The sequence below is a fragment of the Streptococcus mitis genome, from assembly GCF_905187495.1.
GTDB classification, from domain to species: Bacteria; Bacillota; Bacilli; order Lactobacillales; family Streptococcaceae; genus Streptococcus; species Streptococcus mitis_CU.
Genome location: NZ_CAJJIB010000012.1, coordinates 1 through 11,825, shown reverse-complemented (window position 1 = coordinate 11,825; position 11,825 = coordinate 1). Strand labels below are relative to the sequence as shown.

At 44.6% G+C, this 11,825-nt stretch carries 7 protein-coding genes; 6 read left to right on the top strand and 1 reads right to left on the bottom strand.

All coding sequences use genetic code 11. From position 1 onward, the window contains the following. Positions 1-3 precede the first annotated feature (3 nt). From adcA to JQ843_RS03200, 5 genes are all read left to right on the top strand, one after another. The gene (gene adcA / locus JQ843_RS03215) at positions 4-1,509 is read left to right on the top strand and encodes a zinc ABC transporter substrate-binding lipoprotein AdcA (RefSeq protein ID WP_203212889.1); all 1,506 of its coding nucleotides are present in this window, start codon (positions 4-6) and stop codon (positions 1,507-1,509) included. A gap of 164 nt (positions 1,510-1,673) precedes the next feature. Further along, positions 1,674-2,558, top strand: a complete 885-nt coding sequence (locus JQ843_RS03210) for an SPFH domain-containing protein (RefSeq protein ID WP_004235732.1) — start codon at positions 1,674-1,676, stop codon at positions 2,556-2,558. A 184-nt stretch (positions 2,559-2,742) separates the two neighbouring features. Then, positions 2,743-6,285, top strand: a complete 3,543-nt coding sequence (locus JQ843_RS03205; RefSeq protein WP_238393748.1) for a glycoside hydrolase family 2 TIM barrel-domain containing protein — start codon at positions 2,743-2,745, stop codon at positions 6,283-6,285. Continuing rightward, positions 6,239-6,532 carry a hypothetical protein gene (locus JQ843_RS10355; RefSeq protein ID WP_238393747.1) on the top strand — a complete coding sequence of 98 codons (294 nt, stop codon included), beginning with the start codon at positions 6,239-6,241 and terminating at the stop codon, positions 6,530-6,532. Before JQ843_RS03205 ends, JQ843_RS10355 begins: the two co-directional genes overlap by 47 nt. Position 6,533: 1 nt before the next feature. Then, the gene (locus JQ843_RS03200) at positions 6,534-8,216 is read left to right on the top strand and encodes an alpha-L-fucosidase (protein WP_203212888.1); all 1,683 of its coding nucleotides are present in this window, start codon (positions 6,534-6,536) and stop codon (positions 8,214-8,216) included. A gap of 36 nt (positions 8,217-8,252) precedes the next feature. Here the strand turns inward: JQ843_RS03200 and JQ843_RS03195 are convergent, their stop codons facing one another. Then, positions 8,253-10,340, bottom strand: coding sequence for a GH92 family glycosyl hydrolase (locus JQ843_RS03195; RefSeq protein WP_049546877.1), 2,088 nt, complete (start codon positions 10,338-10,340; stop codon positions 8,253-8,255). Positions 10,341-10,510: 170 nt separating this feature from the next. On the opposite strand from JQ843_RS03195, the gene JQ843_RS03190 reads away from it, so the two are divergent. Then, positions 10,511-11,791 carry a glycoside hydrolase family 125 protein gene (locus tag JQ843_RS03190; protein WP_203212887.1) on the top strand — a complete coding sequence of 427 codons (1,281 nt, stop codon included), beginning with the start codon at positions 10,511-10,513 and terminating at the stop codon, positions 11,789-11,791. Positions 11,792-11,825 lie beyond the last annotated feature (34 nt).

Here is an 11,825-nt window from a genome sequence, read left to right as displayed (position 1 = left end):
AACGTGAAAAAAATTAGCTTATTGTTCGCCAGTCTATGTACCTTGTTTTTAGTGGCTTGTTCCAATCAAAAGCAGGCAGATGGCAAACTAAATATTGTGACAACCTTTTACCCTGTCTATGAATTTACCAAGCAAGTCGCAGGAGATACTGCTAATGTAGAACTCCTAATCGGTGCTGGTACAGAACCCCATGAATATGAACCGTCTGCCAAGGCAGTTGCCAAAATCCAAGACGCAGACACCTTCGTTTATGAAAATGAAAACATGGAAACTTGGGTACCTAAATTGCTAGATACCTTGGATAAGAAAAAAGTCAAAACCATCAAGGCGACAGGCGATATGTTGCTTTTGCCAGGTGGTGAGGAAGAAGAGGGAGACCATGACCATGGAGAAGAAGGCCATCACCATGAGTACGATCCCCATGTTTGGTTATCACCAGTTCGTGCCATTAAACTTGTAGAGCACATCCGTGATAGCTTGTCAGCAGATTATCCTGATAAAAAAGAGACCTTTGAGAAGAATGCTGCTGCCTATATCGAAAAATTGCAAGCCTTGGATAAGGCTTATGCAGAAGGCTTGTCTCAAGCCAAACAAAAGAGCTTTGTGACTCAACACGCAGCCTTTAACTATCTTGCCTTGGACTATGGACTCAAACAAGTCGCAATCTCAGGTCTCTCTCCAGATGCAGAACCATCAGCTGCTCGTCTGGCAGAATTGACAGAGTACGTCAAGAAAAATAAAATTGCCTATATCTACTTTGAAGAAAATGCTTCACAAGCACTTGCTAACACACTTTCAAAAGAAGCAGGTGTCAAAACAGATGTCCTCAATCCTTTAGAAAGTCTGACAGAAGAGGATACCAAGGCTGGCGAAAACTACATCTCCGTTATGGAGAAAAACCTCAAGGCTCTGAAACAAACAACGGACCAAGAAGGCCCAGCAATTGAGCCTGAAAAGGCAGAGGATACCAAGACAGTTCAAAATGGTTACTTCGAGGATGCAGACGTCAAGGACCGCACCTTGAGTGACTATGTAGGTAACTGGCAATCAGTTTATCCTTTCCTTGAAGATGGTACGTTTGACCAAGTCTTTGACTACAAGTCTAAGTTGACTGGTAAGATGACTCAGGCTGAGTACAAGGCTTACTATACAAAAGGCTATCAGACAGATGTCACTAAGATCAACATTTCTGATAATACTATGGAATTTGTTCAAGGTGGACAAAGTAAGAAATTCACCTACAAGTATGTTGGTAAGAAAATCTTGACTTACAAGAAAGGCAATCGTGGCGTGCGCTTCCTCTTTGAAGCCACAGATGCAGACGCTGGACAGTTCAAGTATGTTCAGTTTAGTGACCACAATATCGCCCCAGTTAAGGCAGAACATTTCCATATCTTCTTTGGAGGCACAAGCCAAGAAGCCCTCTTTGAAGAAATGGATAACTGGCCAACCTACTACCCAGATAACCTATCTGGCCAAGAAATCGCTCAAGAAATGTTGGCGCATTGATGAGAATCAAAGGATAGCTTTGTATGAGGCTATCTTTTTAGTTACAAAATAGATGGTTAACATTTTATTTTTAAAAATCGCAGTTAAAACTGCACAGCCTTCTTTAAATGTGCTATAATACAGGAAAAATAATGATGGAGGTCACGATAATGGCAACATTTTTGATGATTTTTGTGGTGGTTTGTGTGCTCCTATTGGTGATAGTCACACTGAGTACAGTTTATGTGGTTCGTCAACAGTCGGTGGCGATTATTGAACGCTTTGGGAAATACCAAAAGGTTGCCAATAGCGGTATTCATATTCGCTTGCCTTTTGGAATTGACTCGATTGCAGCACGGATTCAGTTGCGCTTGTTGCAAAGCGATATTGTGGTTGAGACTAAAACCAAGGATAATGTGTTTGTTATGATGAATGTAGCGACTCAGTACCGTGTTAATGAGCAGAGCGTGACAGATGCCTACTATAAACTCATGCGTCCAGAATCTCAGATTAAATCTTATATCGAAGATGCTCTTCGCTCTTCTGTTCCCAAATTAACCTTGGATGAATTGTTTGAGAAAAAAGATGAGATTGCCCTTGAAGTTCAACACCAAGTAGCAGAAGAAATGACTACTTACGGTTATATTATCGTGAAAACCTTGATTACCAAGGTCGAACCAGATGCAGAAGTTAAGCAATCCATGAATGAAATCAATGCGGCGCAACGTAAGCGGGTCGCAGCGCAAGAATTGGCGGAAGCAGACAAGATTAAAATCGTCACTGCAGCTGAAGCAGAAGCAGAAAAAGACCGCCTTCATGGTGTGGGGATTGCCCAACAACGTAAAGCGATTGTGGATGGATTAGCAGAGTCTATCACAGAACTCAAGGAAGCCAATGTTGGTATGACAGAAGAGCAAATCATGTCCATTCTTTTGACCAACCAGTATTTGGATACCTTGAATACCTTTGCCTCTAAAGGCAATCAAACGATCTTTTTACCAAATACGCCAAATGGTGTGGATGATATCCGTACACAAATCTTGTCAGCCCTTCGTGCTGAGAAGAAATAATAGACTAAAGAGCCTGGAGTCAGGCTCTTTTTGTATTACCCTTGTAGCTTTGAGGATTAAAATCCTCCTCCACAAATTATAGAATCTTTTCTGAGTATTTAGGGAGTGATGGAGGAAGTCTTGAAAGCGCTTTTGTTTTGTGATATAGTCAAATTGATAGACTTGTTTAAAGAGGAATGCTTGTATGAGAAGAGAAGAAGTTTTGCGAAATCACTGGTTTTTTAGCCAAGAGGTGGGGAAAGAAGAGGCCTTGGCGCCGGATTTTCATAGAGAAAATTGGCAGGCTATTCAAGTGCCACATGACTGGAGTATTTACAATGATTTTGACCAGTATTCGCCAGCGCAAAATGAGGGTGGTCAGTTAAATGGTGGTCAAGCCTGGTATCGGACACAGTTTTACTTGGAAGAAGATGCCAGTCTTGTATCGGTGCGTTTGTTGTTTGATGGAGTTTACATGAATGCCCAAGTCTATATCAACGGGCAAGTGCTGGGCTATTATCCCAGTGGCTATACGCCCTTTTCTTATGATATCACGCCTTATCTAAGAAATGATGGGACGGCCAACCAGCTTGCGGTTTTTGTGGAAAATCAGCAACCTAGCAGTCGTTGGTACTCTGGTAGCGGTATTTACCGAGAAGTAAAATTATTGATTACAGATTCGGTGCATCTGGATTTATATGGGATTAGGATAGGAAGTCCCAAGCTCAAGGAACAAAGAGATGGATGGGTGGAAACTCAGCTTGAAAGTAAGGTTTCAAATGACGGACCTCAGTCCGTGTCGGTGTATTTGGAACAGAGTATCTGGTATGATGGCCAACAGCTGTCAGACTGGCAGGCGACAGACTCTCTAGTGATTGAGTCTGGGGACAAATATTCTTTCCAACAAGCCATATCAATTTTCCAACCTTTGCTTTGGGATATTGATCATCCCCACATTTACCAATTGAAGACTCGCCTTTACAAAAATGGCATGTTGGTTGATGAAGAAGAGGAGACTTTTGGTTACCGTTATATGGATTGGCAAGCGGATAAGGGTTTCTTTCTAAATGGTCGCTGGTTGAAGATTCATGGGGTTTGTTTGCACCATGACTACGGAGCGCTGGGAGCTGTGGAAAATAGGTCAGCTGCTGAGAGACGCTTGCGCCAGATGAAGGAAATGGGCGTCAATGCGATTCGAATCACCCATAATCCAGCTAGTAGTATTTTGCTGGATGTGGCTGCTAAAATGGGGCTACTTATTCAAGAAGAAGCCTTTGATACCTGGTATGGAGGCAAGAAAGAATATGACTATGGTCGCTTTTTTGAGGAAGAAGCGACTCATCCAGAAGCGAAAGCAGGCGATTTCTGGTCAGATTACGATTTGCGAATCATGATTGAGCGTGGCAAGAACAACCCAGCGCTCATTATGTGGTCCTTGGGAAATGAAGTCAGCGAAGCAAATGGCGATGCTCATTCATTGAAGACTATCAAACGCTTGCTAGAAAGGGTAAAGGAAGTGGATGATAGCCGTTTTGTGACCATGGGAATGGATCAATTCCGCTTTGGCGATGGTTCTGGAGGTCATGAAAAGATTGCTGATTTGCTGGATGTGGTGGGTTTGAATTACTCAGAAGACAATATTGATGGGATTCGCAAAAGACATCCCAAGTGGCGACTTTATGGGTCTGAAACCTCATCGGCTACACGGACGCGTGACAGCTATTTTCGCCCAGCTAAGGAATGGGTTGGGGATAATCGCCGCGTGCGGAATTTTGAACAGTCAGACTATGGTAATGATCGAGTTCCTTGGGGGAAGACAGTGACAGCTTCTTGGATAGCAGATAGAAATCGGCTAGATTACGCAGGTCAGTTTATTTGGACAGGAGTGGACTATATCGGTGAGCCGACCCCTTGGCACAATCAAAATGACACACCTGTCAAGAGTTCTTATTTTGGGATCGTGGATACAGCAGGGATTCCTAAAAATGACTATTATCTCTATCAAAGTCAGTGGTTGGACCTAGATCAGCATCCCATGGTTCATATCCTGCCCCACTGGAATTGGGAAATCCACAAGAGTTATCAACAAGTTGTGGATAAGTATGGGGATATCCCTGTCCGGGTGTATTCAAATGCCCGTTCTGTAGAGCTATTTCTAAATGGAAAATCCAAAGGCAGGAAGACTTTTCAGGAAAAATGGACTTCAGATGGTAGAAAATACCAAGAGGGAGAAGGTTCTGACCAACTCTATCTCGAATGGCGTTTGCCTTATCAACCAGGAGAATTGCATGCTGTAGCTTATGACTGTCAAGGTCAGCTTGTGGCAGAAGATAGGGTGGTGACTGCAGGTATGCCTGCTAAGATTGGGCTTCATGCCGAGAAAACACAACTGGCGCCAGATGGGCAAGACCTCCTTTATCTCTATTTTGATGTATTGGACAAGGATGGAAACTGGGTGCCGAGTGCTTCCAATCAGCTTCATTTTAAAATTGAAGGCCCTGCTCGTATTGTAGGTGTTGATAATGGCAGGCAGGCCAGTCGTGAACGTTACAAGGCTCAGAAAAATGGTCGGTTTAAGAGGAAAGCCTTTCATGGCAGAGGTGTCCTTTTGGTTCAGAGTTTAGATCAGGCAGGTCACGTAAGAGTAAAGGCCAGTGCCAGAGGGCTAGAGTCAGCAAGTTTTGATATCTTAGTGGGAGGGGCTTTGGCTACCCAACCAGTGAAAAATCAGTGCTTATTTGAGATTCGAGTGGACAAGCAGGCAGGATTACAAGAAGGGGATTCTCAAGCTATTGGACTTTATCCACAAATTGTGGATAACCCTGTGAACAAGGTGGGGAATAGTGAAGTGATTTGGGAGACGAGTGGTAGTGCCCACGCCATTATCAAGCAGGGAGTGCTTTATTGCTTGTCTGCAGGCGACTTGGCTATTCGCGCCATTTATCAAGGAAAGACCTATCAAACTCATTTGCAGGTGGCAGAAAATACTTCGCTAGGCCGAGCAGTTTCTGTAAGACCACTTCGCTTGTATACAGCTAAGGGGACTTATCCACAGTTTCCATCATCGATCTTGGTGGACTATGAGTTCGGTAGTGCAAAACGAGTCAAGGTTGTTTGGGAGGAGATTCCTGAAGAAGCTTTGGCAAGCTTTCATGAGTTTACAGTATCTGGTCAGCTAGAAGGTCTGGATTTAAAGGTTTCTGCTCAGGTTTGTGTTCAAGGGATTTGCGCTATTGAGCCTGAGAGGGTTTGGACGCTTGTCAAGGAACCCCCACACTTACCAGATCGAGTTAAGCTAGTCTTATCAGATGGCAGACGAGATACGGCCAAGGTGACTTGGGATGAACTTGATCCTCAAGTCTATGCTCAGGTAGGAGAATGTGTTCTCACAGGACAGGTAGTGGGCTGTGAGTTGCCAGCAACAGTCACCATTCATGTGACAGATGCCAGTGTAGATGGAGAAGTTATTTCCAATCAGTGGACAGGGTCCAACCTGCCTCTGGTCTTTGCTTCCCACTCAGAGCCAAATCACCCAGCCTCTTACCTAAATGACAAGGTCATTGCTCGGAAGAAATCGACAGCCAATACTTGGATTACCAAGTCAGAGCAAGCCAGCGTGGGCATTCTTTTTGGAGATGCAGGGATTTTAAAACCGCGATTTGTGGATAACCTGACCTTGTATTATGTTGAAAATCAAGAATATGTGGCGGTGGATCCTACCCATATCGATTATTTATGTAGGGAATGAGCCTAGCTTACCTCGGACTCCAAATCATTTGGATAAGGATTCCCTGCTCAAGCAAGAGGAGAATTGGCGCCCTGTATCAGCTATCCGAAAAGTTTCAAGCGACAAGGCTGAAGAGCTTCGTTTTGAATTTGATAAGGTAGAGACTTATGCCCTTCGTCTTCGATTTGAAGGCTTGGCAAGCCCTCTAGCGTTAACAGAATTGCAAGTACATGCCAAAAAACTGAAGAAAAGTGTAGATAGGAAATAGTATGGTAAGAGAAATAAAACCGCATGGGCCCTTGCCTAGTCAGGCCCAGCTAGCTTATTTAGAGGATGAACTAGCAGCCTTTATCCATTTTGGGCCCAATACCTTTTATGACCAGGAATGGGGGACAGGTCAGGAGAATCCTGAACGATTTAACCCGACAAGGTTAGACGCGCGTGAGTGGGTTCGTGTACTCAAAGAAACGGGCTTTAAAAAGTTGATTTTGGTGGTCAAACACCACGATGGTTTTGTCCTCTATCCGACAGTTCACACAGATTATTCGGTCAAGGCCAGTCCTTGGAGGAGTGGAGAGGGGGATTTGCTCCTTGAAGTATCACAAGCTGCCACAGAGTTTGATATGGATATGGGGGTCTACCTGTCACCGTGGGATGCCCACAGTCCTCTCTATCATGTGGACCGAGAAGCGGACTATAATGCCTATTATCTGGCTCAGCTGAAGGAGATCTTATCAAATCCTGCCTATGGAAATGGAGGGAAATTTGCTGAGGTCTGGATGGATGGTGCCAGAGGAGAGGGAGCTCAAAAGGTCAATTATGAATTTGAAAAATGGTTTGAAACCATTCGTGAACTGCAGGGCGATTGCTTAATTTTTTCAACAGAAGGCACTAGTATCCGCTGGATTGGCAATGAACGAGGGTATGCAGGTGATCCACTGTGGCAAAAGGTGAATCCTGACAAACTAGGAACAGAAGCGGCGCTGGATTATCTTCAGCATGGAGATTCTTCAGGCACTATTTTTTCAATCGGTGAGGCAGATGTTTCTATTCGGCCGGGTTGGTTTTACCATGAAGAGCAGGATACTAAGTCTCTTGAGGAGTTGGTGGAAATCTACTTTCACTCAGTGGGGAGAGGAACCCCGCTCCTACTTAATATTCCGCCGAATCAAGATGGTCTCTTTGATGAGAAGGATATCAAACGGCTTTATGAATTTGCGGCTTATCGTGATGAGCTCTATAAAGAAGATTTGGCTCTGGGAGCTAAGGTATCTGGTCCAGCTCTATCACCAGACTTTGCTTGTCATCATCTGACAGATGGCCTTGAGACCAGCTCTTGGGCAAGTGATGTAGGCTTGCCCATCCAGTTAGAACTCGACTTAGGGTCACCTAAAACTTTTGATGTAATTGAGTTAAGAGAAGATTTGAAGCTAGGGCAACGAATCGCTGCTTTTCATGTGCTAGTAGAGGTGGACGGTGTCTGGCAAGAATTTGGCATGGGCTTTACAGTTGGTCATAAGCGTCTCTTGCGAGGTCCGCTAGTAGAGGCACAGAAGGTGCGCGTGATGATTACCGAGGCGCAATCTAAGCCTGTATTGACCAAGATTTCACTCTATAAAACTCCTAGCTTATCACAAAAAGAAGTTGTTCAGGGACTAGAATTTGCAGAAAAAAGTCTAGCTGTAGCAAAGGGAGAGACTCTTCATTTTAGGATTGAACGTAGCGAAAGTAATACTCCTTTGGAAGCTAAGATTTCGATTCAACCAGGGACGGGGGTACATGGTGTCGCTTATCAGGATGAGATTCAAGTTATTGAGTTTCAAGTTGGCGAGACTGAAAAAAGATTGACGCTTCCAACCTTGTATTTTGCAGGAGATAAAACCTTGGATTTCTATCTGAACCTAACGGTGGGTGGTCAGCTTCTGGATCAACTTCTAGTCCAAGTTTCATAAAAGAAAAACCTTCGCATCTGCGAAGGTTCTTTTTGTTTACTGATGACTTGGTAACCAGCTAAGTGTAAAGGTTAGTTGCTCAGCTTTTAAGAGGTCTTGATGTTGAATAGTTGATACTAGAGTTGTGTCCAGTCGGCATTCTTTTACAAAGTTGAAGTGGCTGTGGTTTTGCTCAGTATGAATATCTAGCCATTTATCTTCTTTAGCGAGATAGACTCGGAGGTGGTCAAAGAGAGGAATTCCGAGGTCATAGCTTGGTTTTCCTGGACAGGTCGGATAAAATCCGAGAGCTGACCAGATGTACCAGGCCGAGAGACTACCATTGTCTTCATCGCCAGGATAGGCTTCCCAACTTGAGTGAAAGGCCTTCTGACGGAGAGTCTTGATGAGAAGGGCAGTGTAGTCAGGGTAGTTGCTGTAACGGAAGAGATAAGGAATGTGGAAGCTTGGTTGGTTGGAAATAGCGAGTTGTCCAAAAGGAGCAGTAGCCATTTCGCTCATTTCGTGAATCTCGTAACCATAGCCTGTTGTCTCAAAGAGGGGAGCATCTTGACAGGCTTTCAAAAGATAGTTGCTAAAGGCTTCTTTTCCACCTATAAGTTGGATTAAGTCTGGGATGTCTTGGAGGACGCCTAAAGTCGCTTGGATGGCAGAGCATTCAGCGTAGTCTCGTCCCCAACTATAGGGAGAGAAGTCAGGACGGAAGTTTCCTTGATTGTCTCGCGCTCGCATGTAACCTGTCTCAGCATCAAATAGATGGCGGTAATTTTGTGACGCAGTTCTATAAGTTTCCGCGATGTCATTCTTACCAAGTTTTTCGGCACAGCTGGCGATACAAAAGTCGCTATAGGCATAGTCTAGGGTGTGGCTGACGCTTTCGTGGTGGTCGGTAGAGAGGTAGCCTAGTTCTTGGTATTGGGCTAATCCGTGACGACCATTGATGCCGAGAGGGTCGGACTTGCAGGCTGTTTCAAGCATGGCTTGGAGGAGTTCTTCTTCTAGGTCGGGGGCCATGTCCTTGCAGGCGCTATCTGCGATAATGCCATCTAGCAGGGTACCTGGCATCATGCCACGTTCATCTGGAGCCAGCCATTTTGGAAGGAAACCAGTATCGCGGTAGTTATTGAGAAATCCTTCTAAGAAGCGGTGGTAGTGTTCTGGTATGATAAGAGCAAAGAGGGGGAAGGTGGTGCGGAAGGTATCCCAGAAACCATTGTTGCTGAAGAGGACACCAGGCTTGACAGTTCCAGTAGCCAAATCTATGTGGATGGCTTGTCCTGATTCATCAACCTCATAAAAAGTCTGAGGAAAGAGGAAGAGTCTGTAGAGACAGTGATCAAAGAAGGTCCGGTCAGCCTCTCCTGTCTTTATAACATCAAAACGATGGAGGAGATTTTCCCAGTCCGCTTGGGCACTTGATTTACAGTTATCAAAATCTTTTTGAGGTAGATTGATTAGAGCTTGAGAAGGAGAGATGAAAGAAGTCGCTAGCTGAATTTCAGCATGACTATCTGCCAGGTCGATTCGCCAGTCTCCCCCTTCTTGGCTGATAGCAAGAATATCCGTATTCATTTGCAGGGTAGTGAACAGTATCAGTGGATTTTTGTTGGTTTCAGTTTTACCTTCTTGTCGCAGGGCAAGAGTTCGCTTATCTACTTGCTCCACGGTCAGTTCATCTGCTGCGTGAAGGTAGAGGGAGAGGGCTTTGCCTTGCTTTTGCTCCAAACGAATAGAGGCGCCGTAGCAAGTCGGTGTAAGCTGGCTTTCAATCTGATAGCGCAGGGAGAAAATTTTCAGATAATGAGGTTGGAAAGAGGCCTTATCCATATCATAGGAAGACTGGCGATGGAAGAGGCTGTCTCCACCCAGTTGGCCTGTGACAGGTGTCAGAAGGAGCCAAGAGTAGTCGCCAATCCAAGGGCTGGGCTGGTGGGTTAATCGAATCCCCTGAAAGATAGGCAGATGCGGATCAAAAAACCAAGATCCATCCTGGTCACTGGTCTGGGGCACAAAGTAATTCATCCCAAAAGGCACGCCTGTGTATGGCAGGGTATTTCCCCGAGAAAAGGCATGCTTGCTGGCAGTTCCAAAGCGGGTATCGATGGTTTCAAGTAGTGGTTTCATAGTCTTTCCTTTAGCTGTTTTTCTACATTATATCAGAAAAAGAGGGCCTTTAGAAAAGGAGCTTCAAAGATAACTATTTTGTAGAAAAATGACTATCATTTGTGTATGTATTTTCTGTCTCAAAAGCTATATACTGAAAATGAAACTTGTTTGAAAGAGGATACTGCACGATGATTTATTCAAAAGAAATTGTTAGAGAATGGCTAGATGAAGTGGCAGAGCGGGCTAAGGACCATCCAGAGTGGGTGGATGTTTTCGAGCGTTGCTATACAGATACCTTGGACAATACGGTTGAAATCCTAGAAGATGGTTCAACTTTTGTCTTGACTGGGGATATTCCTGCTATGTGGCTTCGAGATTCGACAGCTCAACTCAGACCCTACCTGCATGTGGCTAAAAGAGATGCCCTCCTGCGTCAGACCATTGCAGGTTTGGTCAAGCGTCAGATGACCTTGGTACTCAAGGATCCTTATGCCAATTCCTTCAACATTGAGGAAAACTGGAAGGGTCACCACGAGACAGACCATACCGACCTTAATGGCTGGATTTGGGAACGCAAGTATGAGGTGGACTCGCTTTGCTATCCGTTGCAGTTGGCTTATCTCCTCTGGAAAGAGACTGGTGAGACTAGCCAGTTTGATGAGACTTTTGTCGCAGCGACTAAGGAGATTCTCCATCTTTGGACGGTTGAACAAGACCATAACAACTCTCCTTATCGTTTTGTTCGAGATACGGACCGCAAGGAAGATACCTTGGTAAATGATGGCTTTGGACCTAATTTTGCAGTGACAGGTATGACTTGGTCAGCTTTTCGTCCGAGTGATGACTGCTGCCAGTATAGTTACTTGATTCCGTCAAATATGTTTGTTGTAGTAGTCTTGGGTTATGTGCAAGAAATCTTTGCAGCATTAAACCTAGCTGATAGCCAGAGTGTTATTGCTGATGCTAAGAGTCTCCAGGATGAAATCCAAGAAGGAATTGAAAACTACGCCTACACAAGCAACAGCAAGGGCGAAAAGATTTATGCCTTTGAAGTGGATGGTTTGGGAAATGCTAGCATTATGGATGATCCAAACGTACCAAGTCTGCTGGCTGCACCTTATCTGGGTTACTGCGATGTCAACGATGAAGTGTATCAATCAACTCGTCGTACCATTCTGAGCCCTGAAAATCCCTACTTCTACAAAGGAGAATACGCTAGTGGTCTCGGAAGTTCTCATACCTTCTATCGCTATATCTGGCCAATCGCCCTTTCTATCCAAGGTTTGACAACAAGAGATAAGGCAGAGAAAAAATTCTTGCTGGATCAGCTGGTTGCTTGCGATGGTGGTACAGGTGTTATGCACGAAAGCTTCCACGTGGATGACCCAACTCTTTATTCTCGTGAATGGTTCTCTTGGGCTAACATGATGTTCTGTGAATTGGTCTTGGATTACTTGGATATCCGCTAATACTCTTCGAAAATCTCTTCAAACCACGTCAGCT

Excerpts from the sequence above, each read along its gene's own strand:
- JQ843_RS03200 (WP_203212888.1), top strand. The coding sequence starts at position 6,534 with ATGGTAAGAGAAATAAAACCGCATGGGCCCTTGCCTAGTCAGGCCCAG.
- JQ843_RS03210 (WP_004235732.1), top strand. The coding sequence starts at position 1,674 with ATGATTTTTGTGGTGGTTTGTGTGCTCCTATTGGTGATAGTCACACTG.
- JQ843_RS10355 (WP_238393747.1), top strand. The coding sequence starts at position 6,239 with ATGTGGCGGTGGATCCTACCCATATCGATTATTTATGTAGGGAATGAG.
- JQ843_RS03205 (WP_238393748.1), top strand. The coding sequence starts at position 2,743 with ATGAGAAGAGAAGAAGTTTTGCGAAATCACTGGTTTTTTAGCCAAGAG.
- JQ843_RS03195 (WP_049546877.1), bottom strand. The coding sequence starts at position 10,340 with ATGAAACCACTACTTGAAACCATCGATACCCGCTTTGGAACTGCCAGC.
- JQ843_RS03190 (WP_203212887.1), top strand. The coding sequence starts at position 10,511 with ATGATTTATTCAAAAGAAATTGTTAGAGAATGGCTAGATGAAGTGGCA.